Origin of the sequence: Inquilinus sp. Marseille-Q2685 (assembly GCF_916619195.1) — a bacterium.
Classification (GTDB): domain Bacteria; phylum Pseudomonadota; class Alphaproteobacteria; order DSM-16000; family Inquilinaceae; genus Inquilinus.
This window is the reverse complement of the sequence record NZ_CAKAKL010000001.1, coordinates 607,192-632,213: the sequence shown is the minus strand read 5'-3', so window position 1 is coordinate 632,213 and position 25,022 is coordinate 607,192. Positions and strand designations below refer to the sequence as shown.

Genomic DNA, 25,022 nt, shown 5'->3' with positions numbered 1-25,022 from the left:
TCGGGGGCCGTCCGGGGGGAATAATGGCCGTTGCGAGGAAGATTGCCATTGCCGTTGCTGCTGCCGTCATTGCGGGCGGCACTCTCGCGGCGACGACGGGAACGGCGACGGCCAGCCCATGGGCGGAGCCGGGCGATTCGACCCTGCGCAACGACATCCACATCCTGGAGAACTTCCGCCTGATCGACGGCGTGCTGAACGCCTGGCCGATCCCCTGGGCGCAGATCACCTATCGCCTGGCGAAGGCCGACCGCGACCTGCTGCCGCCCTATGCCCAGGCGGCGCTCGACCGTGTCCGCGCCCGGGCCGCGGCCGAGACCCGGCAGGGCCAGCTGCATGCACAGCTGCGGGCCGACCTGACCAACCAGCCGGCCCTGGTGCGCGGCTTCGAGTACACGGCGCGGCAGCGCGGTGAGGTCACCGCGTCCTTCGAATACATGGGCGATTCGACGGCGCTGCGGCTGTCGGTCGGCGCCTATTCCCGCTTCGTCAAGGGCGACAGCCCCTGGTACTATGCCGGCGAGGATTCGTTCCAGCCGTCGCTGGACGGCACCTATCTCGCCCAACGGGTCGACAACTGGATCCTCTATGCCGGGTGGCTCGACCAGTGGTGGGGGCCGGGCGAGACCACCAGCCTGATCCTCTCGACCAATGCGCGGCCGTTCCCGAAGGTCGGCTTCATGCGCTCCAACCCGCATGCCTTCGAGACGCCGTGGCTGAGCTGGATCGGCCCCTGGCAGATCACCGGCTTCCTCGGCGTCCTGCCGGACGACCGGATCGTCTCCAACACCCTGATGTTCGGGCTGCGGGCCTCGGTCAGCCCGATCCCGGGGCTGGAGCTCGGCGCCTCGCGCATCATGATGTTCTGCGGCAGCGGGCGGCCCTGCGGCTTCCGCGCCTTCATCGACGGCTTCTTCGGCAACACCAACTTCGAGGCCGCGCAGCAGGCCCAGGATCCGGCGAACCAGATCGCCGGCTTCGACGCCCGCTACAGCGCCCAGCTGTTCGGCCAGCCTTTCGAGATCTATGGCGAGCTGACCGGCGAAGACGCCGCCTATTCCGACATCGGCATCCCGCTGCCGTCGCGCAACGCGGCCGTGATCGGCGCGTCGCTGTGGAACGGCTGGGGTGGCGACGGATCGATGTGGAAGGTCAATGTCGAGTACTCGAACTCGACCGCGAACTTCCTCGACAGAAAGATCTATGGATACTTCTATGAGAGCTTCGCCTATCGGGACGGTTACCGGTTCTACGGCCGTTCGATGGGCGACAGCCTCGATGGCGATGCCGAGCTGTTCGGCATCACCGGCACCTTCGTCGACAGCGACAACTGGACCTACAAGGCGGCCTATTATCACGCCTTCCTGAACCCGAAGAACAACCAGCGCAATACGGTCAGCCAGAGCAAGGAAGACATCAACATCGTCGATCTCGGCGTCTCGATCCCGATGCGGCGCAACACGGTCGGCATCAACCTGCGGCTGCAGGACGATTCGCCGAACAGCCCGGGCGAGCAGAAGCCGATGGCGGCGCTGGGGGTTTCGACGACGATCCGGTTCTGACGGCGCGGGGCAGAGCCTCAGGGCTCCTCGAGGCGGACGACGTCGTCCTCGCCGAGATAGGGGCCGGTGCGGACCTCGATGAGCTCGAGGTCGATCTTGCCGGGGTTCTCGAGCTTGTGGTCGGTGCCGATGGGGAGGTAGACGGCCTCGTTCTCGCGCAGGATGCGGGACTGGCCTTCCATGGTGACGCGGGCGGTGCCGGAGAGCACGACCCAGTGCTCGGAGCGGTGGTAGTGGCGCTGGAGGGCGATGGCCTGGCCGGGATGGATCAGGACGCGCTTGACCTGGAAGCGGTCGCCGGCATGCAGCGACTTGACGGTGCCCCAGGGGCGGTAGATCTCGCGGTGGATCACGGCCTCGGGGCGCCTGGCCTTCTTCAGCGCGTCGGTGACGGCCTTGACGTCCTGGACCTGGTCCTTGGCGGCGACCAGGACGGCGTCGTCGGTGGCGATGACGATGGCGTCGTCGAGGCCGATGACGGCGGTGAGGATGCCGTCGGAGCGGACCAGGCAGTTGCGGGAGGCCAGAGCCAGGGCGTCGCCCTGGGTCAGGTTGCCGTCGGCGTCGCGGTCGCCGATCTCCCAGAGCGAGGACCAGGAGCCGACATCGGTCCAGCCGATCGAGGCGGGGACGATGCCGGCGCGGGCGGTCTTCTCCATGACGGCGTGGTCGATCGAGATCGAGGGGGCCTGGACGAAGGCAGCAGGGTCGAGGCGCAGGAAGGTGAGGGCGCGCGAGGCGGCCTTGAGCGCGGCGTCGGCGGCGGCCAGGACCTGGGGGGCGTGGCGGGCGCATTCGGCCAGGTACTGGCCGGCGGTGAACAGGAAGATGCCGGCGTTCCACAGGTGCCGGCCTTCGGCCAGGAAGCGCTCGGCGGTCTCGCGCGGCGGCTTCTCGACGAAGCGGGCGACGGTGCGGGCGCCGGGGGCCTGTGCGATGGCGTCGCCCGGCAGGATGTAGCCGTAGCCGGTCTCGGGCGCGGTCGGCTGCATGCCGAAGGTCATCAGATAGCCCTGGCGGGCGGCCGGCGCCGCGGCGGCGATGGATGCCCGGAAGCCCTTGGGGTCGGCGATGTGATGGTCGGCGGGCAGCACCAGCATCAGCGTGTCTGGGTCGCGGTCGGCCAGGAAGCGGGCGGCGACGGCGACGGCCGGGGCGGTGTTGCGGGCCGAGGGCTCGAGGATGATGGCGTCCGGCGCCACGCCGATCTGGCGCATCTGCTCGGCGACGATGAAGCGGTGGTCGTCGGCGCAGATGAACACCGGCGGGGCGAAGCCGTCGGCCTCGCCGACCCGGGACACCGTCTCCTGGATCATGGTGCTGCCCGACACCAGCGGCAGGAACTGCTTGGGATAGCCCGCCCGCGACAGCGGCCACAGCCGCGTCCCCGACCCGCCCGACAACACCACCGGCACCACAGCCTGGCCGGCGGCCTCCGCCGTGGCTACCGGCCGTTCGACCGTCTTCGCCTTTGCCATCACCGTCTCGCCCTGCCTGAAACTCGACTCTGCCGCAGATCCGGCGGCCTGTCTCGCAACCTTTAGGGGATCCCTCGGTCCGTTGACAGTCTCTCGGCAATGATCCGACAATTCTCCCCATATCGAAGAGTCGGGATCGCGGCGCGGCACCGTCCCGACAACCAAATCGCCGTGGAGGAGAGCTCATGACTGGTACGTTGCAGCGCGCCCTGCTGGGCGCGGTCCTGGCTGTCGCGGTCGTCCTGCCGGCGGCGGCGCAGGACAAGAAGACCATCCTGACATCGGTGCCCAGCCTCGGCTTCCCGTTCTTCGTCCACATGATGAACGAGCTGAAGGCGGAGGCGCAGAAGCTGGGCGTAGCCTCGGTCGAATCCGACGGCCAGAACAGCGCGCCGAAGCAGACCGCCGATGTCGAGGCGGCGCTGGTACAGAAGGTCGACGGCATCGTCATCAGCCCGATCGACGTCAACGCCATGGCGCCGGTGCTGACCGAGGCGGTGGAGGCCGGCGTGCCAGTGGTTACCATCGACCGCCGGGTCACCGGCGTCGACGGCATCCTGGCCCATGTCGGCGCCGACAACGTGCTGGGCGGCGAGGCCCAGGCGAAATGGCTGATGGAAACCTATCCGAACGGCGCCACGATCGTGAACCTGCAGGGCCAGCCCGGCGCCAGCCCCGCGATCGACCGCAACAAGGGCCTGCACAACGTCCTCGACCAGCATAAGGACAAATACAAGTTCGTGGCGGAGCAGACCGCCAACTTCGCCCGTGACCAGGGGCTGAGCATTACAGAGTCGATCCTGGCAGGGCTGTCGACGCCGCCCGACGTGATCGTCGCCGCCAATGACGACATGGCGCTCGGCGCGCTGGAGGCAGTGCGCGGCCGCAACCTGCAGGACAAGATCAGGATCATCGGCTTCGACGCGCTGCCGGAAGCGCTGGGCAGCATCCGCGACGGCGGCCTGGCCGGCACCATCGAGCAGTTCCCGGGCGGCCAGAGCCGCAAGGCGGTCGAGGTGCTGGTCGACTATCTGAAGACCGAGAAGAAGCCGGATCCGTCGCTGATCCTGCTGACCCCGATCGCCATCACCAAGGCCAATCTCGACAAGGCCGAGCGCATCGGCGAGGTGAAGTAGGGCATGGGTTCACCCGTGACCGAACCGTTGCTGCGCATGACCGCGATCACCAAGCGCTTCCCGGGCGTCGTCGCCCTGGACGGCGTCGGGCTGGAGGTCGCGGCCGGAGAGGTGCACGGCCTGCTGGGCGAGAACGGCGCCGGCAAGTCGACGCTGCTGAAGATCCTGTCCGGGGCGCAGGCGCCGGATGGCGGCAGCATCGTCTTCGCCGGCGAGGCGGTCAGCTTCGCCGCGCCTTACGAGGCGCAGCGGCGCGGCATCGTCACGATCTACCAGGAGTTCAATCTGATCCCGAGCCTGACGGTCGGGGAGAACATCCTGATCGGGCGCGAGCCGGGGCGGGCCGGGCTGGTCGACTGGGGCGCGATGCACCGGGCGGCCAAGGCGGCGCTGGACCGGATCGGTCTGGCCATCGACCCGCGCCGGCTGGTGCGCGACCTCAGCGTGGCCGAGCAGCAGATGGTCGAGATCGCCCGCGCCCTGTCGATGGAATCGCGGCTGATCGTGATGGACGAGCCGACCTCGGCGCTGAGCGCCGCCGAGGTCGACCGGCTGATGGCGATCATCCGCACGCTGCGCGGCCAGCGCATCGCCGTGATCTACGTCACCCATCGCCTCGACGAGGTGATGGCGGTCTGCGACCGGATCACGGTGCTGCGCGACGGCCGGCTTGTCGGCGGCGCGAATGTCGCCGAGATCACGGTCGACGACATCATCCGCATGATGGTCGGCCGCGACCTCGGCGCCCTGGCCCGGATCGAGGGCGGCGCGGCACAGGACGGCCCGCCGGCGCTGCGGGCCGAGGGTATCGCCACCGAGCGCAGCGCGCTGAACCCGCATGCAACGGTGTTGCATGACGTTTCGCTGGCGGTGCGGCGCGGCGAGATCCTGGGCATCGCCGGTCTGGTCGGCGCCGGGCGGACCGAGCTGGCCCGCGTCCTCTTCGGCGCCGACGCCCGGACCGGCGGACGCATCCTGGTCGAGGACCGGCCGGTCGAGATCCGCAGCCCGGCCGACGCGATCCGCCACGGCATCGGCCTGGTGCCGGAGGATCGCAAGCAGCAGGCGCTGTTCCTGTCGCTGGCGATCCGCAGCAACCTCGCCATCGCCGCGCTCGGCAAGCTGGCGGGGCTGTTCGGCTATGTCCCGGACAGCCGCGAGCGCGGGCTGGTCGAGGAGTACCGCCGCGCGCTCGGCATCCGCATGGCGGGGCCGGAGCAGCAGATCGCCAACCTGTCCGGCGGCAACCAGCAGAAGGTGGTGCTGGCCCGCTGGCTGGCGCTGCGGCCGAAGGTGCTGATCGTCGACGAGCCGACCCGCGGCATCGACGTCGCCGCCAAGGCCGAGGTGCACCAGCTGCTGGGCCGGCTGGCGCGGGAGGGCATCGCGGTCATCGCCATCTCCTCCGAGCTGCCGGAGGTGCTGGCGATCAGCGACCGCATCGTCACCATGTGCGAGGGCCGGATCACCGGCGAGCTCGACCGGGCCGAGGCCGACGAGGAAACGCTGATGCGGCTGATGACGCGCCGCCGGGCGGCATAGGAAGGACGAGAATGGCGCAGGGCACCACGCTTCCGGACCGCGGCGGCTTCGACCTGTTCGGACTTCTGGCGCGGTTCGCGCCGCTGATCTTCCTAGTGGTGCTGATGGCCGGCTTCGCCATTGCCGAGCCGCGCTTCATCTCCACCGTCAACCTGCTGAATGTGCTGCGCCAGGTCTCGATCTACGGGCTGCTGGCGATCGGCATGACCTTCGTCATCCTGACCGCCGGCATCGACCTGTCGATCGGCGCGGTCCTGGCCTTCTGCGGCCTGGCCGCCGCGATCGTGGCCAAGGGCAGCGCCACCGGCAATTTCGCGCTCGGCACCGAGGAGGTCCAGGGCTGGGGCTGGGGCGCGGCCGCGCTGGTCTCGATCCTGCTGGGCATGGCCGCGGGGGCGATCCAGGGCTTCGGCATCACCCGGCTGAAGGTCCCGCCCTTCGTGGTCACGCTGGGCGGCATGTCCGCCTTCCGCGGCGCCGCGCTGCTGTTGTCCGGCGGCGGCCCGATCAGCGGCTTCGACGCGGATTTCCGCTATTGGGGCCAGGGCAAGATCCTGGAGATCCCGGTGCCGGTTCTGGTCTTCCTGGGGTTCGCCGTGCTGGCCCATCTGGTGCTGCGCTACAGCCGCTTCGGCCGCCAGGTCTATGCCGTCGGCGGCAATCCGGAGGCGGCGCGGCTGTCCGGCCTGAAGGTGCGGCGGGTGCTGCTCAGCGTCTACGTCATCATGGGCTTCTTCGTCGGGCTCGGCGCCTTCGTCCTGTCGGCCCGGCTGAACTCGGCCGAGGCGGTGGCCGGGCAGGGCTACGAGCTGACCGTGATCGCCTCGGTGGTGATCGGCGGCACCAGCCTGTTCGGCGGCATCGGCACCATCTTCGGCACGGTGATCGGCACGGTGCTGATCGGCGTGCTGCTGAACGGCCTCGTGCTGATGAACGTCTCCTCCTACATCCAGCAGATCATCATCGGCGTGATCATCGTGCTGGCGGTGGCCTTCGACACCTTCGCCAAGTCGCGCCGCCGGCGGGTCTAACCCGCACGGATTTTTTCACGGACGATGTCGAAAGGCCTGCCGACGGCCCGTCATGGGGGTGAGCGAGACGCGCTCGACCCATGGAATGGAGACGATCATGCAGTACGCCCTGCTGTTCCAGCAGACCCCCGAGGAGTTCGCCAATCGGCGCGACCCGGAGAAGCACGCCGCCTTCTGGGCCGCCTTCATGCCCTATATGACGGCGCTGAAGGAGGCTGGCATCGTGGTCGCCGGCGCCGGGTTGGAGCCGCCCGCCACCGCAACCTCGATCCGCATCGGCGGCAGCGGGCGGCAGGTGCAGGACGGTCCCTTCGCCGACACCAAGGAGCAGCTCGCCGGCTTCTTCATCATCGAGGTGCCGAACCTGGACGCGGCGCTCGACTGGGCCTCGCGCTATCCGGGCGGCCCGGGCGGCGGGGTCGAGGTGCGGCCGGTGGCGCCGCCGAAGCCGCAGCAGTGAGCATGGACACGCGCCGCGCGGTCGAGCGGGCGGCGCGTGACTCCTATGGCCGGCTGGTGACCTTCCTCGCCGCCCGCTCACGCGACATCGCGGCGGCCGAGGACGCGCTGGCCGACGCCTTCCGCGCGGCGCTGGAGACCTGGCCGCGCGACGGCGTGCCGGACCGGCCGGAGGCTTGGCTGCTGACCGCGGCGCGGCGCCGGCTGATCGACGGCGCCCGCCACGTCCAGGTACGGGTGGAGGCTGTCCCCGACCTCCGCATCGTGGCGGAGGAGGCGGCGGCCTTGGCCGAGGCCGACAGGTTTCCGGACGAGCGGCTGACACCGCTCTTCGTCTGCGCCCATCCTGCGATCGACCCGGCGATCCACACCCCGCTGATGCTGCAGACCGTGCTCGGCCTCGACGCCGCGCGCATCGCCTCGGCCTTCCTGGTCAGCCCCGCCGCCATGGGCCAGCGCCTGTCGCGCGCGAAGGGCAAGATCCGCGACGCCGGCATCGGCTTCGAGCTGCCGGAGGCGAAGGAGCTGCCGCCGCGCCTCGACGCGGTGCTTGAGGCGATCTATGCCGCCTATGGCAGCGGCTGGGACGATATCGCTGGCGCCGATCCGCGCCGCAAGGGGCTGGCGGTGGAGGCGATCGACCTCGGCCGGATGCTGCGGCCGCTGCTGCCGGCCGAGCCGGAGGTCGAGGGCCTGCTGGCCCTGATGCTGTATTGCGAGGCGAGGCGGGGCGCGCGCCGCGGCCCGGCCGGAGAGTACATCCCGCTGTCGGAGCAGGACACGGCGCGGTGGTCGAAGCCGATGATGGCGGAGGCGGAGCGGATCCTGGCGGCTGCCGCCCAGGACCGGCGCTTCGGCCGGTTCCAGCTCGAGGCCGCGATCCAGTCGGTGCACGCCCAGCGCGCCCGGACCGGCCGGACCGACTGGGAGGCGATCGCCCTGTTGTATGAGGGGCTGGTGCGCCTGGCCCCCACCATCGGCGCCCTGGTCGGCCAGGCCGCCGCCGTCGCCGAGGCCCGCGGCGCCGCGGCGGGATGGGCGCTGCTGAATGCGATCCCGGCCGAGGCGGTGGCGAGCTACCAGCCCTATTGGGCGCTGGCGGCGCATCTGCTGCGTCGGCTCGGCCAGCCGGCGGGCACGGCCTATGACCGCGCGATCGGCCTGTGCGAGGATCCGGCGATGCGGGCCTTCCTGCTGCGGCGGGCCGCCGAGGATTAGGTCCACATCGCCATCGTCTGCGTGATCCGCTGCCGGGCGGTGGCGATCACCGCATCGGAGACAGTCGGGCGGGTCAGGAACTCGGCCCAGCTGAACAGGTCCGCCAGCGCCGCCATCCGGCGCCATTCCGGCGGCAGCGTGCCGCCCGCCGCGCGGTAGCCGTCGACGACGGAATCGGCGAAGCCCGGGCGCGGTCCGAGCGGCGGCCGCAGCAGGTTGCCGAGATCGAAGAACGGGCTGCCGGCGAAGGCGAATTCCCAGTCCAGCACCGCCGCCACGGCCCAGCCTTCCGCTCCTCGGTGGACCAGGATGTTGGTGCCGCCGAAATCGGAATGGGTCAGGCAGGGCGGGCCGGGCCAGCGGTCGAGCAGCCCGGCCTCGCGCTCGGCGAAGGCCACCAGACGATCGGCGAGGTCGCGGCCGAGGCGGTCGCCGCCGGGACCGTCGATCAGCACGTGGCGCAGGAATCCGATCAGTCCGGCGCCGCCGGCATCGGCCGGTTCGGCCACGGCCAGCGACGCGTCGAGGAAACCGGTGCGCTCGAAGGTCACGGCATGGATCGCCGCCAGCGCCGAGCCGACGGAGCGGCCCAGCGGCGGCAGCGCCGCGTCGTCGAGGCCGCGGGCGGCTTCGTCCAGGCGCTGCCCGTCGATCCATTCCAGCAGGGCGAAGGGCAGCCCCGTGGCCGGATCGTCGCCGCTGCCCAGGAGCTTCGGAGCGGGAAGGCCGCGCCCGGCGGTGAGGGCGTGGATCGCCCGTTCCTTCACGGCCTGCGCGGGGTCGCGCTGGAACAGCCGCAGCACCACCGGCGGGTGACCGTCGAGGTCGAGGCGGAGATTGGTGTTGGCCAGCCCGCCCGACAGTTCGGTCACCCGCAGCACCGCCGGCTGGCCGGGCAGGGACCGCACCAGCGCAGACGCCTGGTCCGGGCTGAGAAGGGCGGCCGGATAGGGCCTCGACCAGTTCTCGCGCATGCTACCGGCCCAGGGCGCGGGCCACCCGCCCGGCCATGGCCGGCACCTCCGCCAGGTCGTGATAGAGGCCGAAGCCGAAGCGCAGCCGGTCGTCGCGATGGTCGACGACGATGCCCGCCGCGCGCAGCCGGTCGTCGATCGCGCCGGCCTGGTCGGTGCGGTAGGTCAGGAAATGGCCACGCGCCGGCGTGTCCAACGGCACCAGCAGCCGGCCGCGTGCGAGATCCGGAATCCTGGCCCGGTCCAGCGCCTCGGCGAAGGCCTCCTGCAGCGCCAGCACATGGGCGTGGATCGCCGGCACGCCGATGCCGCGCCCGGCCAGGAGGTCGAACACGGCGAGCAGGCGGTAGAGGCCGGAGGGGTCGAAGGTCGAGCCGAGGAAGCGGCTGCCGTCGATGCCGTAGGGCACGCGCCCGTCCTGCGCCCCGGCCAGCGCGCCGAAGGCGGCGTACCAGCCGGGATCGCGCGGCCGCGGGCCATAGCCGGGCGGCACATGGAGGAAGCAGGCGCCCTCGCCGGCCATGGCATATTTGTAGCCGCCGGCGATGTAGAAGGCGCGCCCGGCGATGACCGACAGGTCGGTCGGCAGCGCCATGAAGCCGTGATAGCCGTCGACCGCGACCAACGTCTCCGGGTCCGGCACCGCCGCCACAAGCGCCGCCAGGTCCGGTACGGCGTAGCCGGAGTTGAAGAACACCTGGCTGAAGAATACCAGGTCATGGCCGCCGGCAGCCGCTGCCGCGGCGAAGCGGGTGGGGAAATCCGCTGTCGGCTCCTGAGGCACGCGGGTGACCTCGACCAGCCCGTCCTCCTCGAGCCGCGCCAGCTGCCGGCGGAAGCTGTGGAACTCGGAATCCGTGGCCAGCACCCGCGCCGGCCGGTCCGCCGGCAGGCAGGACAAGAGGCGCTTGACGAATTCATGCGTGTTCGGCGCGAAGGCGAGGGAGGCCGGGTCGGGCAAGGACAGGATCGCGGCGATCCGCGCCTGCAGCCGCGGCACCACATCGCCGAACACCAGCTCCCATTTGTGGTCGGCCAGGCGGGCGGTGTCCTCGACATAGCGCAGCTGCGCCTCGAACACCGTGTCCGGCCACAAATGGTGGCTGTGCGCGGCCAGGTGCAGCCGCTCCGGCGCCGCGGCCAGGAAGCGGGAGAACAGCGGCTTGAAGCTCACTTGCCGGCCTCCTCGCCATAGGACAGGCCGGTGCGGCGGGTGATCTCCTCCGGCAGCGGCGGCAGGGCCGACCGCGGGGTCAGATAGGTGGAGAGGGTGAACAGGTCGCCGAACACCCGGTGTCGCTCGGCGGTGCGGGCCAGGTAGTCGTGGCCGGAGGAGCCGCCGGTGCCGGTCTTCAGCCCGATCATGCGCTGGACCATCAGGGCGTGGCGGTAGCGCCACAGCGTCATGGTCTCGTCGATGTCCATCAGCAGGCTCAAGAGGCCGAACGGCACCTGCAGCGCCGGCTCGTCGCGGTAGAGGGTGATGAACAGCGCTGCCTGCAAGGCTCGCCAGGACATCCGCCAGGACCCCTGCGCCGCCTCCTCGGCATGGCGGGTCTCGTCGAACAGCGCGGCGAAGCGGGACAGCGCCTGGCGCAGCGCCGCGACCTCCTTCTCCCCCGCCGCCTCGTCCAGCGTCGGATGGGCGGTCAGATGGCCGATATCGCCCTCCAGCATCGCCACCACGGCCTGGCGATAGGCCTCGCGGAAGCGGGAGCCCCCGAGCTCGATGAAGGGCGGGCGGGCCAGCCCGGCGTCGAGCTGCTCGAACAGGCTGGGCCGGCCGGCCGTCGCCTCGATCTTCTCGCGCCCCGAGGGGTCCAGCCGCGCCTCGAAGGACCGACCCTCATAGGCCAGCCGGTCGGCCGCGCGCAGGCCGAGGCGGATCTCGATCAGCCGGAACTGCGCGCTCTGGAAGCCCGAGGCCGGGCGCAGCAGGTCGCGGAAATCGAGGAAGTCGAGCGGCGTCATGGTCTCGAGCACGTCGAGCTGGTGCACGCCGAGCTTCAGGATCTCATGGATGCGGTGCAGGGCGCGGGTGGCGCGGGCGATGGCGCGGTCGTCGACCCGGTCGGCCGCGAACACCGCCTGTACGGCGTCGAGCTCGAACAGGATCTGCTTGAACCACAGCTCATAGGCCTGGTGGATGACGATGAACAGCATCTCGTCATGCGCCGGCCGCCCGGCCTTCTCGCTTTCGCGGTCCTGCAGGGCGAGCAGCTGGTCGAGCTGGAGATAGGATGCGTAGTGGACGCCTGGTTCGGCCATGGCGCGTCTCCCGGTGGCTGTGCCTGCCGGTTGCCGACCGGAGTCGACCGCGGTCCAGTGCTGATGGTGATGGAAGGCTAGCGCGGCGGCGCGGGAGACGGCAAGCCGTCAGGGCCAGGGGTAGCCGGCGACGGGGATCCCGGCCCTGGTCAGATCGGCCGCCACCTCGCGGCGATAGGCGACGACGTCCGGCACCGGGACGGCGCGCAGCCGGCCGACCTCCTCGGCCGTGAAAGGCCGGACGCTGGACCGGGTCGCGGGCGCGCCGAAGCTGGCCACGACATAGTTCATGACGGCAGCGATCCGGGCGTCCGACAGGCTGGAATTGACCACGCCCGGGACATGCATGACGTAGGTGCGGCCTGCCTCGGTCCGCCCGAAGCCGTCGACATAACCGCGGAAATCGGGGATGCCGCGGTCCGGGCTGCCGGAGCCGTCGGCGCCGTGGCAGCCCGAGCATTTCAGCATGTAGTCGATATGGGCCGGACGAGCATCCTGTGCCCGGGCGGAGGTGGCCGGCAGCAGCACGGCGAGAAGCATCAGGATCGGCCGCAGGGCCGTCATGATCCCTTGCGCAGCTTCTGCAGCGCCGAATGGGACGGCGGCGCCTCGCGGGTCTTCGCGATCAGGCCGGGGTCGATCGCCTGGCCGGTCCGGGCGAGCGTGCCGAGCAGGTAGGTGCCGATGGCCGCCAGCTCCTCGTCGCTCATTGCCTGGGGCGGCATGACGAGGCCGGCATAGACATGGCCGCCCGACATGATCGTGCCGGACAGGCCCGAGGTCATGACCCCAGCGACGTAGCCGGGGGCCCGGTCACCCAGGCGCTGCCAGAAGGCGGCGTCGTTGAGCGGCGGGGCGATGCCCGGATTGCCGACGCCGCCGGCCTGGTGGCAGGCGGCGCAGACGGAATCGAACAGCGCCTTGCCGTCCTGCGCGCTTGCCGCCGGCGCGGCCGCGACCGCCGCCAGCAGCAGGATCGAGCCGAGCCTCATTCCGCGATGCCCACCAGCGCGGCGACGGTGCAGTGATAGCCCTGCGAGGTGTTGGCCATGCACCAGTTGATGTCGTTGTGCAGCCCCATGCGATAGCCCGGCCGTTCGCGCTCATTGCTGTTGCAGAACGGGGCGTTGTCGCAGATCGCCCGGCCGCAGCAGTCGTTGTACGACACCAAGTAGTCCTTGCCGTCCGCCGGGTTGCGGCAGGTGCCGACCCAGGTGACCTTGGAGATCTCGGCCCCCGGCGGGCATTGGCTCACCGAGCCGCCGCAGCTGCTGCACAGATTGCCGTCCAGCGCGCAGTAGCGCCAGTACTCGCAGGCCGTCGGATCGTCGACCGCCCCGACGGCGGCGAGGGCCTGGCCGAAGGTGCGGTCGAAGGGCAGGGCCGGCAGCAGCATGCCGCCGACCAGCGCCGTGCCGGACCTGGCCAGGAAGGAGCGGCGGCTGCTGCCCAGCGCCAGCCGGCGGCTGCCCCGCTCGGCGATCCGGTCGATGAAGCCGGTGAGCGTGTCGAAGAGCGCGATCATGGAAGGCTCCTTGTCCGGCGGTCAGCCATGGGCCGGGGCGCGGCCGTCCAGAAAATCCTGGATCGAGGTCACGCCCATCTCCTTGGCGTTGAACAGGCTCTCGAGCTGCTCGCGGTTGTTCACCAGCCCCTTGGACAGGACGGTGCCGTCCTCGCCCAGCAGCACGGCGAAGGGCAGGCGCGAGACCCGGTAGGCGAGGCCGAGCTCGGTCGAGTTGACGTAGTCGAACTCGGCCAGCCCGGCGGTCTGGACGAAGCGGCGCTGCTTCTCCTCCTCGCCGTCGCTGGCCAGCACCACGTCCAGCCACGGCCGCTCCGCCGCCCGCACCGAGCGCAGAACCGGCAGCAGCTTCTTGCAGATCGGGCAGGTCGGCGACAGGAAGAAGACCAGGGTCGAGCGGCCGGGCCGCGGCCCGATCGCCACCGTGCCGCCGTTGAGGCTCTCCAGCGCGAAGCGCGGCGACAGGTCGCCGATCTTCGGCCCGGAATCGTTGACCAGGGCGCCGAGCGGGCTGACGCGCTCATACAGCACGCCGATCTGCCGCGACAGGGCGAACAGGGCGACGACCAGGCCCAGCATGACGACCCAGAGCAGGGCCAGCGCGAAGATCATCAATGTCATGGAATGGCCCCTTCCTTGAACGTCAGCGCCGGGCGCCGATGAGGGCGGCGTTGGCCAGGATCTGCTCTGCCAGCAGATAGGCGGCGAACACGGTCAGCCCGCCGAGGGTGACGACCAGCGTCCCGGCCAGGCCGGGGACGGAGAGCGGCACAGCCGCCGCGGCCCCGGCGATCGCGGCCAGCACCAGGTTGCGGCCGGCCAGCGGCCAGCCCAGCGGCTGGGGCGTGCCGCCGCAGCCGCATTCGATCCGGTCGCGGCCGCGCCGCAGGTTCACCGCCATGCCGGCGGCATAGGCCAGCAGCAGCGCGGCGGCCAGCCCGGCGCCCGCGGCCTGACCGCCGGGCACGATCAGCGCCAGGACGACGGCGACCTCGGCCGCGGCGACCACCGCCGCCAGCGGCCGCGCCATCGCCTCCGGCACCAGCCGGTAATCGGCGACGAAGCCGGTGAAGGCGGTGAAGTCGAAGACCTTGTGGATCGCGGCCCGGGCGAAGAGCAGGGCGATGAAGGCGATCGCCGTCGCCGGGGCGAGAAGGGCGGCGTCCATCACTCCGCCACCGCCAGCGACATCGGGAAGCCGGTGACCTTGGCCTCGCCGGCGGCCTTCAGGGCATATCCCGCGGCCGGGTCGGTGGTGAAGCGCAGCAGCGACCCGGTCTCGGTGGTGCCGAACAGGACCGGCACGTCGCCGCCGCTGGCGGCGATGGAGACGACATGCTCGACCGGCGACCGCGACAGCAGCTTCCCGGCCTTCAGGTCATAGGCCCAGATCTCGTGGGCGGCGGCCTTGTGGCTGCCGTCCTTGGCGTCCGGATGCATGGTGACGAACAGGATGTTCCCGGCAGCCGCGGCGATGCCGTAGCCGCCCGGCGCCCAGCCGCCCGTCACCCCGGCGGTCAGGTCGAAGCTCCCGGCCGCCTTCATCGGGCCGCCATCGTCCTTCAGCAGCAGCGCCTTGCCGCCATAGGTCACGAACACCCGGCCGCCATCATAGGCGGCGGGGGCGATGAAGACCGGGTCGGCGTCGGCGTCGAACAGCGCCGCGCTCTTGGCCTTCTCGCCAGCCTTGCCGTCGGGGCCGATGGCGATGTCCTGGAAGGTGCCGTCGCCGCAGGCGGTGGCGAAGCGGTCGCCCTGGGCCGAGGGATAGATGCCGTAGCAGCCAGGCGTCGGGATCTCCTCGGTGACGCTGCCGGCGGTCAGGTCGACGACGGTGACCGAGGTCGCCGGGGTGGCGTTCTGCACCAGCAGGAACCGGCCGGTCGCCGTCCGCTGCAGCAGCGGGGCGTAGCCCAGCGCCATGGCGGCCTTTGCCGGCAGCGCGATCTCCTTGGTCAGGGACAACTTGGGCACGTCGTAGATCTCCACGACCTGCTCGTTGGGCCCGTGGGTGATGCGCTTCAGGTAGCTGGACTGGCCGTAGACCGTCTTGCCATCCGGCGCGACCAGCATCTGGCCCATCGAGCCGGAGGTCATCAGCCCCTTGAAGGCGAGGTCGCCCTGGCCGAAGACGGCGATGCTGCCCGCGCCCTTCCATTCCTGCTGGTAGACGAAGACGTTCGGCCCCGGGTCGATCGCCGCCTTGGCGGTCACGACCTCCGGCGTGAACTCCGCCGCGACGGCGGCGGGCGCCAGGAGCGCCGAAGCGGCGACGAGGACAAGTCGGATCGGAGTGGCCACGGCGTGATCTCCCCCTCGGTCGGTCGCGGCAACGATAGCGACGGGTTTTCGGCCGCCGCTATCCAGTTTCCCGGGCGAGATTGCCCAAGAATTGGGCTGTCATCCGCATTGACCAGATTCTGGGCTCGTGTTCCGATCATGCCGATTGGCTGGACGAGCGGCCCCGATGCCCGAGGTCGTCTACACGCGTCGCGATTACACCGACGCCTGCGCGCAGGAAGGCGCGCTGCTGGGCTGGCAACAGCGCTATGCCCAGCTGAATCCCGGCCCCTATCGCGGCGCGGTCGAGATGCTGCGGCTCGATGGCGTGTGCCTCTGGCGCGAGCGGGTCAGCGTCGCGGTGGAAGAGGCGACCGCCGCCCCGGACGGGCAGGTCGTGTTCGTGCGCGCTCTGCAGGACAGGAACCGCTATCGGACCAATGCGCTGCCGATCGGCGATCAGGAGCTGCTGGTGCTGCGGGGCGGCGAGGAGATCCATGTCAGCCTGGCACCGGACAGCGACATGCTGCTGATGTCGATCGAGCCGGGAGGGTTCGGCGAGCTGCCGGCCCCGCGCGAGCCGGTGATGGCGACGCCGACCTTCCCGGCCATGGAGGCGGCGGCGCAGTGGTTCGTCGGGCTGATGGTGCTGTTCTCCGGCGCCATGTCCCTGCCGGGGGACGAGCTAGCCCGGCTGCTGCCGGAGCTGATCGCCGACAAGCTCGGCTTCCTCTACGCGCAGATTCTGCACCGGACGCAGGGAACGCGGCCGCTGCGGTCCGGCGACCACAGGCTCTATCGCCGGGCGCGGGAGATCGTCGAAGACCAGCCGGACGAGCCGATCGGCGTGACCCAGCTCGCCCGCCGGCTGGGCGTCCCGAGCGAAGCGCTGCGCTCCGCCTTCAAGGAGACGGTGGGGATCGGCCCGGGCGTGTGGCTGCGGTTGAAGCGGCTGGACGGCGCGCGGCGGGACCTGCTGGCGGCCGAGAGCTCGGATAGCCCGGTCTCCGACATCGCCATGAAATGGGGCTTCTGGCACCTCGGCCGGTTCTCGGCCTACTACGCCGCGCTTTACGGCGAATCCCCGTCCAGGACGGCGCGTCGCCGCGGCTGAGCCGCAACGCCGCTCACTCGAACTTACGGCTGTCGTCGATCACCTTGCCGTCGTTCGGCAGGCTGCCCGGCGGCACCGCCGCCACCGCGGCGCGCAGCTTGGTGACGTCGAGCACGGTCTCGGCGACGGCATCGGCCACCGAAGCGTCGGCGCTCTCTACCTGCAGCGACACGTCGTCGATGCCCTGGCGGCTCGACACCAACAGCCGGCCGCGCTCCAGCCCGTGGCGCTTCAGCACCTCGGCGATCTGGCCGGGATGGACGAACAGGCCACGCACCTTGGTGCTCTGGTCGGCCCGGCCGAGCCAGCCGCGCAGCCGCGGCGCGGTGCGGCCGCAGGGGCTCTTGCCCGGCAGGATGGCCGAGAGGTCGCCGGTGGCGAAGCGGATCCAGGGCGTGCAGCGATCGAAGCTGGTGACCACCACCTCGCCGACCTCGCCCTCCGGCACCGGGTCGCCGGTGCCGGGGCGGACGATCTCGACCAGGATGCCCTCGGCCAGCACCAGCCCCTCATGCGCCTCGGTCTCATAGGCGATCAGGCCGAGATCGGCGGTGCCGTAGCTCTGGAACAGGTCGATGCCGCGGGCCGAATAGAATTCGCGCAGCGGCGGCAGCAGCGGCCCGCCGGAGACGTGGGCCAGCGTCACCGAGCCGGTGTCGTGGCCGAGCTGGTCGGCCTTCTCCAGGATCAGCTTCAGGAAGTCGGGCGTGCCGACATAGCCGCGCGGCTTCAGGTCGGCCATGGCCCTGGCCTGCAGCTCGGTGTTGCCCGTGCCGGCCGGGATCACGGCGCAGCCCAGCGCCTCGGCCCCGGTCTCGAACATCGCCCCTGCCGGGGTGAAGTGGTAGGAGAAGCAGTTCTGGATGATGTCGCCTTCGCGGAAGCCGCTGGCGAACAGGGCGCGGGCGGTGCGCCACATGTCGAGGCCGTGCGCCTCGCCCTCGTAGATCGGGCCGGGGGAGGCGAAGATCCGACGGAACTGACCCGGCGCGATCGTGGTCAGGCCGCCGAAGGGCAGGTCGACCGCCTGGATCGTCGGCAGCTCGGACTTCCGGGTCAGCGGCAGCTCCGCCAGCTCGGCCCGGCTGGTCACCGCCGCCGGGTCGATCCCGGCCAGGCGCTTGGCATAGCCGGGGGCGGAGGCCTTGGCATGGGCGATCTGGGCCGGCAGCTCGGCCAGCAGCGCCGCCTCCCGCTCCTCGGCCGGACGGGTCTCGAGATCGTCGTAATGCTCGGCCATGGGATTTCCCTGTTCCGACTGATGCCGGGGCGATGACTCGCGCCCAGCATGACGCCGCCCGAAGGGCCGCACAATGCCGGGAGGCAAAGCGTCCTACAGCCAGCGCTTGCGGCGCTTGAAGCTCTTCAGGTTCTTGAAGCTCTTGCGCTGCTCGCCGGCGCCGCCGAGGTAGAACTCCTTGACGTCCTCATTGGCCGCCAGCGCCTCGGCGGTGCCGTCCAGTACCACCTTCCCGTTCTCCATGATGTAGCCGTATCCGGCGCAGGACAGCGCCATGCGGGCGTTCTGCTCGACCAGCAGGATCGAGATGCCGAGATCGGCGTTGAGCTGGCGGATGATGCCGAACACCTCCTTCACCATCAGCGGCGACAGGCCCATCGACGGCTCGTCCATCAGGATCAGCTTCGGCCGCGCCATCAGCGCCCGGCCGATCGCCAGCATCTGCTGCTCGCCGCCCGACAGGTAGCCGGCCAGGCCGTTGCGCTCGCGCAGCCGCGGGAAATAGCCGTAGACCCGGTCGATGTCGTCGGCGACCTCGCGGTCGCGCCTCGTGTGGGCGCCGAGCCGGAGATTCTCCAGGCAGGTCATGTCGGCGACGATGCGGCGTCCCTCCATCACCTGGAAGATCCCCCGGCGCACCACGGCGCCGGGGTCGAGATGGTGGATCGGCTGGCCGTCATAGGTGACGGCGCCGCGGGTGACGGCGCCGTCCTCGGTGCGCAGCAGGCCGGAGATCGCTTTCAGCGTCGTCGACTTGCCGGCCCCGTTGGCGCCGAGCAGCGCCACGATCGCCCCCTGCGGCACCGCGAGGCTGAGGCCGCGCAGCACCAGGATGACGTCGTTGTAGACGACCTCGATGTTCTCGACCGAGAGGAGGGGCGGGGCGGTCATGCCGGCGGGCTCAGTAACCCAGCCATTCCGGACGGCGAGGCAGGGTGATCTCCGCCACCTTCTCCAGCGACATGGTGCCGTCGGCCATCAGCGCCGTGACCTCCTTGCCCTGCGTCGCGCCCTTCACATGGCCCTGATAGATCGGCACGGTCATCAGCCCGCGATGGTCGGCCGGGGTCCAGGTCGAGGGCAGGCATACCCCTTCGAGGCCGGCCGGCACCCAGTCCTTCTTCTCGTACATCGCGTCGCGGATGGCGAGGCCGGTGACCTCGCCCTTGGCCTTCGCCGCCTTGATCGCCTCGACCATGTAGGAGGTGGCGCAGACGCCGGCGATGTAGCTCAGGGGTCGATAGGCCTCGCCGCTGGAATCGCTGATCTTCGAGATCTCGCGCACCCGGTCCATGCCGGCATTCTTGTCGGTCCAGATCGACCCGGTGCGGACCGCCACGACCACGCCGTCGGCGTTCTGGCCGGCCGCCTTCATCACGTTCTCGTCATAGCCCCAGACATTGGCCACGAACTGCACCTTGGTGCCGGCGGTGGCGCAGGCGTTCAGCAGCGAGGTGGTGGAGCCGGCGATGTTGGCGACATAGGCGTAGTTGGCGCCCTTCTCCTTCAGCGTCAGGCATTGCGGCGTGAAGTCGCCCGGCGCCATCGTGTACTGGATCGGGTCCAGCACCTCGAAGCCCAGCTCCTGCGCGTATTCGCTGCAGGCGACCTTGGGCGAGTTCGGGTAGGGGTGGTTGTCGCCCATATGGACCCATTTCGGCTTGCCCTGGCCGCCCTTCTTCTTCCAGTCTTCCGCCGCCCATTGTGCCAGCGCGCGGCAGGCGTCGGAGTAGGACGGGCCGTAGAAGAAGTTGAAGGGCGTCGCCTTGGTCGCCTTCGGCGCCTTGCCGGTCGGGTCGGTCAGCGCCCCGGAATAGGAGCCGGAATAGTAGGGGATCTGGTCCTTGCCGACGAACTCGATCAGCGCCTCGGTGTCGGCGGTGCCCCAGCCTGCGATCGCCACGACCTGTTCGTTCGCCACTAGGCGCTGGTATTCCGAGACCGCCTGCGGCGCCTTGTAGGCGTAGTCGTAGGTCTCGAAGGCGATGTCGTCGCCGTCGACCCCGCCGTTCTCGTTCACCCAGTTCAGTGTATCGGCGACGCCGTCGGCATAGGGCACGCCGATCGAGGCGGTGGCCCCGGTCAGGTCGGCGATGTGGCCGACCGGGATGTCGTCCGCGAAGGCGGGGGCGGCGCAGAGGCCGATGAGCGCGGTGGCGGTGATCAGGGATCGTCTCGACATCGGTGTCTCCTCCAGGTCGCGGCCGTTCTGTCGCGGCCGATGAGCGGTCAGTACGAGAAGGGGTACAGCTTCCACCAGGCCTTGATCTGGCGCCAGCGATGGGCCAGCCCGTCCGGCTCGAAGATCAGGAACAGGATGATGGCGACGCCGACCGCCATCTCCTTCAGGAAGTTGATGCCGACGCGCAGGTCGAGCGTCTTGTACAGCCAGGTGCCGCGGATCAGCCGCACCAGCCAGTCCATCACGTCCGGCAGCGACACCATGAAGACGGTGCCGAGGATGGTGCCCATGATCGAGCCGAGGCCGCCGATGATAATCATGCCGAGGAACTCGATCGACTTCAGGATGGTGAACTCCTCGACGGAGACCACCTGCAGGTAGTGGGCATAGAGCGCACCGCCGACCCCGGCGTAGAAGGCGGCGATGCCGAAGGACAGCACCCGGTACCGGGTCAGGTTGATGCCCATGATCTCGGCGGCCAGGTAGTGGTCGCGCACGGCGACGAAAGCGCGGCCGTCGCGGGACCGCATCAGGTTGGTCGCGGCCAGGTACAGCAGCGCCGCCCAGAACAGCACGACGTAGAAGTAGTTGACGCGGTCGACCTCCCAGCCGAACAGGGTGACCGGGGCGGCATGGGCGCCGGCGACGCCGCCGGTGAACCAGCCGGCGCGGGCGAAGAAATCCTCCAGGATCATCTGGGCGGCGAGGGTGGCGATGGCCAGGTACAGGCCCTTGATCCGCGCCGCCGGCACGCCGAAGACGAGGCCGACCGCTGCGGTCATCAGCCCGGCCAGCGGGATGCAGAAGAACACCGGGATGCCGGTGGTGCGGTTCAGCCAGGCCGAGGCGAAGGCGCCGAAGCCGAAGAACACGGCATGGCCGATCGAGATCTGGCCGGTGAAGCCGACCAGGATGTTGAGGCCGAGCGCGGCGACGGCGAGGTAGCCGATCTCGATGAAGCTGTCGATCCAGCCCTTGGACAGCCAGCCGAGCTGCACCGCGATCGGCGAGAACGCCAGCAGCGCCAGGATGACGACGACGCTGCGCCGGCTGAACGCGTCGTCGAAGATGGTGGTGTCGGCGCCGTAGCTGGTGCGGAAGTCGCCGCAGGGGCGGGCATAGGCGTTGGCCATTCAGGGGGCCTTTCCGCGTGCGGGAACACCCACCTTCTTGTCATGCCTGGGCTTGACCCAGGCATCCAGGGACACCGGGGCGGGCGTCGACAGTCTCTGGATCGCCGGGTCAAGCCCGGCGATGACAGTTTGGGGAAGGGCGGCTAGGCGAGGGGCGGCGGGCAGCTTCATCCTCACACCCTCTCGATGTCCCGGGTGCCGAACAGGCCGTAGGGCTTGATCATCAGGATCACGATCAGGACGTAGAAGGGGGCGATCTTCAGCATGTTGCCCCAGCCCAGGAAGGTGACGTCCAGCCAGTGGGCGAAATGCTCCAGCACGCCGATGATCAGCCCGCCCAGCACCGCGCCGACGATGCTGTCGAGCCCGCCCAGGATCACCGCCGGGAACACCTTGATGCCGAAGACGGAGAGGGCGGAGGACACGCCGTTGACCACGCCGACGACGATGCCGGCGACCGCCGAGACCATGGCCGAAATCGCCCAGGCCATGGCGAAGACCTGGCGGACCGAGATGCCCATCGATTGCGCCACCTGCTGGTCGAAGGCGGTGGCGCGCATCGCCAGGCCCATGCGCGAGAATTTGAAGAACCAGGCGAAGCCGCCCATGATGAACAGGCTGATCGCCATCGACAGGATGTAGACCGTCTGCACCTGCAGCCCGAGGATCTCGACCGACTGGGTCTCGAACACCGGCGGGAAGGGCTGGGCCGAGACGCCGAAGATCCAGGCCATCAGCGGCTGGAACACCAGCGACAGACCAATCGTGACCATGATGACGGAGATCACCGGCCCGCCGATCAGCGGCCGCAGCACCACCACCTGCAGCAGGATGCCGAAGACCAGCATGAAGGCGAGGGGGATGGCGAAGCCCAGCACGAAGGGCACCTGGTACTTCGTCAGCACCCACCAGCAGATCCAGGCGCCGATCAAGAGGAACTCGCCCTGGGCGAAGTTCACCACCCGGCTGGCCTTGTAGATCAGCACGAAGGACATGGCGACGACGCCGTAGAGCGTGCCGACGATCACGCCGTTGACCAGCAGCTGGAACAGGAAGGCGAGGTTCATGGACTCACTCCGCCGCGTGGCGCTGCCCGGCGCGGCCGGGCGCGAGGTCGACCACCTTGAGCGTGGTGCGGATCCGCTGCCGCGTGCCGTCCTGGAAGGCGATGGTGGTGTCGACCGGGATCGCCGGGTCGCCGCGATAGACCGCGTCGATGATGTCGCCGTATTTCTCGCCGATCACGCCGCGACGCACCTTGCGGGTACGGGTCAGCTCGCCGTCATCGGCGTCCAGCTCCTTGTACAGCAGCAGGAAGCGGCGGATGCGCTGCGCCTCAGGCAGGCCGGCGTTCACCGTCTCGACCTCGCGGCGGATCAGGGCATGGACCTCCTCCCGCGCCGACAGGTCGGTGTATGTCGTGAAGGCGATGCGGTTCTTCTCCGCCCATTTCGAGACGATCGGGAAGCGGATGCAGATGATCGCCGCCAGGTCCGGCCGGCCATGGCCGAGGATCACCGCCTCGGCCACGAAGGGCGAGAATTTCAGCTTGTTTTCAATGTATTGCGGGCTGAATCTGTCGCCGCCGCTGGTGACGGCGAGGTCCTTCATCCGGTCGATTACGACCAGGTGCCCCTTGCCGTCGATGTAGCCGGCGTCGCCGGTGGCCAGCCAGCCGTCGCGCAGGTCGGCCTTCGATGCTTCCTCGTTGCGGTAGTAGCCGAGGAACATGTTGGGGTGGCGCGTGAAGATCTCGCCGACGCCGTTCTGGTCCGGCGCCTCGATCCGCAGTTGGATGCTGTCGTCGAAGGCGACGCCGACCGTGTCGAAATCGACATCGCCCGGCCGGTGGATGGTGTAGGCGCCCAAGAGTTCGGTCTGGCCGTAGAGCTGGCGCAGCGGCACGCCCATGGCGAGGAAGAAGCGGAAGGTCTCCGGCCCCAGCGCCGCGCCGCCGGTCGCCGCCGAGCGCAGGCGGGAGAAGCCCAGACGGTCGCGCAGCGCGGCGAAGAGCAGGATTTTCGAGAGGAAGGATTTCTTCTTCTGATCAAGCGCTTTCAGGCCAATCTTCATGCCGAGGTCGAAGAGGCGGCGCTTGAGCCAGGAGGCATCCATCATCCGGCTTCGGACATCGGCGGCCAGCCCTTCCCAGACCCGCGGCGCCAGCAGCACGAAGGTCGGGCCGATCTCGCGGAAATCCGCCCAGCTGGTGCTCTGCTCCTCGACGAAATTCACCGTCATCCGGCACTGCAGCGCCTTCCCGAAGACGTAGACCTGCTCCATGATCCAGGGCAGGGGCAGCACAGAGACGTACTCGTCCTGCGGCCCCTGCGGGTCGACGGCGAGATAGCTGACGGTGTGCCGGATCACCGCCCCGGCCGAGAGCATGGCCAGCTTCGGATGGGCGGTGGTGCCGGAGGTGGTGCAGAGCACCGCGACATCCTCGCCGCGGGTCTCCGCCACCATGCGGTCGTAGAGGCCGGGATCGGCCTGGAGCAGCGGGGCGCCGAGGGCGATGAAGTCCGCGACCGGCAGCAGCCGCGGATCCTCGTATTTCCGCATGCCGCGCGGGTCGGAATAGACGATGTGGCGGACGCTGGGGATGCGGTCGCCCAGGCCCAGCAGCTTGTCGACCTGCTCCTCATCCTCCGCCAGCACGATGGCGACCGAGGCGTGCCCGATCAGGTAGGCGAGCTCCTCGTCCAGCGCGTCGCGGTACAGGCCGAGGCTCATGGCGCCGACGGCATGGGCGGCGATCTGGCCAGCCACCCAGTCCGGCCGGTTGTCGCCGATCAGCCCGACCACGGCGTCCGGCCCGATGCCGAGGGCGCGCAGCGCCAGCGCGAAGTCGCGCACCCGGGCATGGAAGCCAGCCCAGGTGATCTCCTGCCAGATCCCGAAATCCTTCTCGCGCAGCGCCACCTCGTCCGGCCATTGCGCGGCGTTGCGGGCCAGCAGCTTGGGGAAGGTGTCGAGCGCGGCCTCGGTCAAGCCGCCGCCTCCGTGCTCTCGTCGTCGACCTCGCCGAGATAGGCGCGGCGGACATGGCTGTCGGCCAGGACCTCCTCCGGGCTGCCCTCGGCGATCTTGCGGCCGAAATCCAGCACCATGACGCGGTGCGAGATGTCCATCACCACGCCCATGTCGTGCTCGATCATGATCACCGTCATGCCCCATTCGGCGTTGAGGTCGACGATGAACCGGGCCATGTCCTCCTTCTCCTCGAGGTTCATCCCCGCCATCGGCTCGTCGAGCAGGATCAGGTCGGGCTTCAGCGCGATGGCGCGGGCCAGCTCCACCCGCTTGCGCAGCCCGTAGGAGAGGGTGCCGGCGAGGGCGCGGCGGACATGCTGGATCTCGAGGAAGTCGATGATCTCCTCGACCGCGCGGCGGTGCTCCAGCTCCTCCTGCCGCGCCCCGCCGAGCCACCACAGAGCGCCGGTCAGCACGTTGTTCTTCAGCAGGTGGTGGCGGCCGACCATGATGTTGTCGAGCACCGACATATGGGCGAACAGAGCCAGGTTCTGGAAGGTGCGGCCGAGGCCGAGTTCGGCCCGGGCGCTGGGCTTCAGCCGGGTGATGTCGTGGCCCTTGTAGTGGATGCGGCCCGATGTGGGGCTGTAGCGGCCGGAGATGCAGTTGACCATCGAGGTCTTGCCGGCGCCGTTCGGGCCGATGATCGAGAACAGCTCGCCGCGCCGGACGGTGAAGCCGACATCGGTCAGGGCCTTGACCCCGCCGAAGGCGAGGTTGACCGAATCCGCGGTCAGAAGCGCATCTCCCGGTGCGGGCGGCGTGGCCGCAGCCTGCATGCTCTCTCCCCCTGTTGGCCTCGAGCACCTCTGGCGGGTGCCTTGCCCTATCAATGTCGCGGAAGCGG

Annotated in this window: 23 protein-coding genes and 1 pseudogene; 7 read left to right on the top strand and 17 right to left on the bottom strand. The window is 69.9% G+C overall.

Translation table 11 applies throughout. The features are described 5' to 3' along the window. The first annotated feature begins 23 nt into the window (after positions 1-23). Entirely contained in the window at positions 24-1,562 is a 1,539-nt protein-coding gene (locus tag LG391_RS03010; protein ID WP_225766167.1) for a capsule assembly Wzi family protein, read from the top strand. 17 nt (positions 1,563-1,579) lie between these two features. Here LG391_RS03010 and LG391_RS03005 read toward each other — a convergent pair whose 3' ends face one another. Continuing rightward, positions 1,580-3,040, bottom strand: a complete 1,461-nt coding sequence (locus LG391_RS03005) for a mannose-1-phosphate guanylyltransferase/mannose-6-phosphate isomerase (RefSeq protein ID WP_225766165.1) — start codon at positions 3,038-3,040, stop codon at positions 1,580-1,582. Between the two features lie 185 nt (positions 3,041-3,225). Here LG391_RS03005 and LG391_RS03000 point away from each other — a divergent pair, with 185 nt between their 5' ends. The 5 genes from LG391_RS03000 to LG391_RS02980 all read left to right on the top strand — a co-directional run bounded on the left by LG391_RS03000 (position 3,226) and on the right by LG391_RS02980 (position 8,426). Further along, complete coding sequence (locus LG391_RS03000; RefSeq protein ID WP_225766163.1) at positions 3,226-4,176, top strand: substrate-binding domain-containing protein; 951 nt, start codon at positions 3,226-3,228, stop codon at positions 4,174-4,176. A 3-nt stretch (positions 4,177-4,179) separates the two neighbouring features. Continuing rightward, positions 4,180-5,718: a sugar ABC transporter ATP-binding protein gene (locus tag LG391_RS02995; protein ID WP_225766161.1), complete on the top strand. Its 1,539-nt coding sequence runs from the start codon at positions 4,180-4,182 to the stop codon at positions 5,716-5,718. 11 nt (positions 5,719-5,729) lie between these two features. Further along, positions 5,730-6,749 (top strand): ABC transporter permease, encoded by a 1,020-nt coding sequence (locus LG391_RS02990; RefSeq protein WP_225766159.1) that lies wholly within the window; start codon positions 5,730-5,732, stop codon positions 6,747-6,749. Between the two features lie 97 nt (positions 6,750-6,846). Further along, positions 6,847-7,209: a YciI family protein gene (locus LG391_RS02985; protein ID WP_225766157.1), complete on the top strand. Its 363-nt coding sequence runs from the start codon at positions 6,847-6,849 to the stop codon at positions 7,207-7,209. Between the two features lie 2 nt (positions 7,210-7,211). After that, on the top strand, positions 7,212-8,426 hold the full coding sequence (locus LG391_RS02980) for an RNA polymerase sigma factor (RefSeq protein ID WP_225766155.1): 1,215 nt from the start codon (positions 7,212-7,214) through the stop codon (positions 8,424-8,426). On the opposite strand, the gene LG391_RS02975 is transcribed toward LG391_RS02980, so the two are convergent. The 9 genes and pseudogenes from LG391_RS02975 to LG391_RS02935 all read right to left on the bottom strand — a co-directional run bounded on the left by LG391_RS02975 (position 8,423) and on the right by LG391_RS02935 (position 15,494). Further along, positions 8,423-9,400: a phosphotransferase family protein gene (locus LG391_RS02975; protein ID WP_225766153.1), complete on the bottom strand. Its 978-nt coding sequence runs from the start codon at positions 9,398-9,400 to the stop codon at positions 8,423-8,425. The genes LG391_RS02980 and LG391_RS02975 overlap by 4 nt on opposite strands. 1 nt (position 9,401) lies before the next feature. Further along, complete coding sequence (locus LG391_RS02970; RefSeq protein WP_225766151.1) at positions 9,402-10,574, bottom strand: hypothetical protein; 1,173 nt, start codon at positions 10,572-10,574, stop codon at positions 9,402-9,404. Further along, positions 10,571-11,671 (bottom strand): annotated as a pseudogene (locus LG391_RS02965) (tryptophan 2,3-dioxygenase family protein); the annotation flags it as partial. The pseudogene LG391_RS02965 and the gene LG391_RS02970, both read right to left, overlap by 4 nt. Before the next feature lie 105 nt (positions 11,672-11,776). After that, positions 11,777-12,232 carry a cytochrome c gene (locus tag LG391_RS02960; RefSeq protein WP_225766148.1) on the bottom strand — a complete coding sequence of 152 codons (456 nt, stop codon included), beginning with the start codon at positions 12,230-12,232 and terminating at the stop codon, positions 11,777-11,779. Next, the gene (locus LG391_RS02955; RefSeq protein WP_225766137.1) at positions 12,229-12,660 is read right to left on the bottom strand and encodes a cytochrome c; all 432 of its coding nucleotides are present in this window, start codon (positions 12,658-12,660) and stop codon (positions 12,229-12,231) included. The genes LG391_RS02960 and LG391_RS02955 overlap by 4 nt, the downstream gene beginning before the upstream one ends. Continuing rightward, positions 12,657-13,193: a methylamine dehydrogenase light chain gene (locus LG391_RS02950; RefSeq protein ID WP_225766135.1), complete on the bottom strand. Its 537-nt coding sequence runs from the start codon at positions 13,191-13,193 to the stop codon at positions 12,657-12,659. Before LG391_RS02950 ends, LG391_RS02955 begins: the two co-directional genes overlap by 4 nt. 21 nt (positions 13,194-13,214) lie before the next feature. Beyond that, the gene (gene mauD, locus LG391_RS02945; RefSeq protein WP_225766133.1) at positions 13,215-13,814 is read right to left on the bottom strand and encodes a methylamine dehydrogenase accessory protein MauD; all 600 of its coding nucleotides are present in this window, start codon (positions 13,812-13,814) and stop codon (positions 13,215-13,217) included. 22 nt (positions 13,815-13,836) lie between these two features. Further along, positions 13,837-14,361: a MauE/DoxX family redox-associated membrane protein gene (locus tag LG391_RS02940; RefSeq protein ID WP_225766131.1), complete on the bottom strand. Its 525-nt coding sequence runs from the start codon at positions 14,359-14,361 to the stop codon at positions 13,837-13,839. Then, entirely contained in the window at positions 14,361-15,494 is a 1,134-nt protein-coding gene (locus LG391_RS02935) for an amine dehydrogenase large subunit (RefSeq protein WP_225766120.1), read from the bottom strand. Before LG391_RS02935 ends, LG391_RS02940 begins: the two co-directional genes overlap by 1 nt. A gap of 166 nt (positions 15,495-15,660) precedes the next feature. Between LG391_RS02935 and LG391_RS02930 the strand changes: the two genes are divergently transcribed. Continuing rightward, positions 15,661-16,587, top strand: a complete 927-nt coding sequence (locus tag LG391_RS02930; RefSeq protein WP_225766117.1) for a helix-turn-helix domain-containing protein — start codon at positions 15,661-15,663, stop codon at positions 16,585-16,587. Positions 16,588-16,600: 13 nt separating this feature from the next. Here LG391_RS02930 and LG391_RS02925 read toward each other — a convergent pair whose 3' ends face one another. The 7 genes from LG391_RS02925 to LG391_RS02895 all read right to left on the bottom strand — a co-directional run bounded on the left by LG391_RS02925 (position 16,601) and on the right by LG391_RS02895 (position 24,954). Continuing rightward, entirely contained in the window at positions 16,601-17,827 is a 1,227-nt protein-coding gene (locus tag LG391_RS02925; protein WP_225766115.1) for a phenylacetate--CoA ligase family protein, read from the bottom strand. A 93-nt stretch (positions 17,828-17,920) separates the two neighbouring features. After that, on the bottom strand, positions 17,921-18,718 hold the full coding sequence (locus LG391_RS02920; protein ID WP_225766113.1) for an ABC transporter ATP-binding protein: 798 nt from the start codon (positions 18,716-18,718) through the stop codon (positions 17,921-17,923). Between the two features lie 10 nt (positions 18,719-18,728). After that, positions 18,729-20,009 (bottom strand): ABC transporter substrate-binding protein, encoded by a 1,281-nt coding sequence (locus tag LG391_RS02915; RefSeq protein WP_225766102.1) that lies wholly within the window; start codon positions 20,007-20,009, stop codon positions 18,729-18,731. Between the two features lie 47 nt (positions 20,010-20,056). Further along, positions 20,057-21,142: a branched-chain amino acid ABC transporter permease gene (locus LG391_RS02910; protein ID WP_225766101.1), complete on the bottom strand. Its 1,086-nt coding sequence runs from the start codon at positions 21,140-21,142 to the stop codon at positions 20,057-20,059. A 173-nt stretch (positions 21,143-21,315) separates the two neighbouring features. Further along, positions 21,316-22,209: a branched-chain amino acid ABC transporter permease gene (locus LG391_RS02905; RefSeq protein WP_225766098.1), complete on the bottom strand. Its 894-nt coding sequence runs from the start codon at positions 22,207-22,209 to the stop codon at positions 21,316-21,318. A gap of 4 nt (positions 22,210-22,213) precedes the next feature. After that, positions 22,214-24,133 carry a long-chain fatty acid--CoA ligase gene (locus LG391_RS02900; protein ID WP_225766097.1) on the bottom strand — a complete coding sequence of 640 codons (1,920 nt, stop codon included), beginning with the start codon at positions 24,131-24,133 and terminating at the stop codon, positions 22,214-22,216. Beyond that, complete coding sequence (locus LG391_RS02895; protein WP_225766095.1) at positions 24,130-24,954, bottom strand: ABC transporter ATP-binding protein; 825 nt, start codon at positions 24,952-24,954, stop codon at positions 24,130-24,132. Before LG391_RS02895 ends, LG391_RS02900 begins: the two co-directional genes overlap by 4 nt. Between the last annotated feature and the right edge of the window lie 68 nt (positions 24,955-25,022).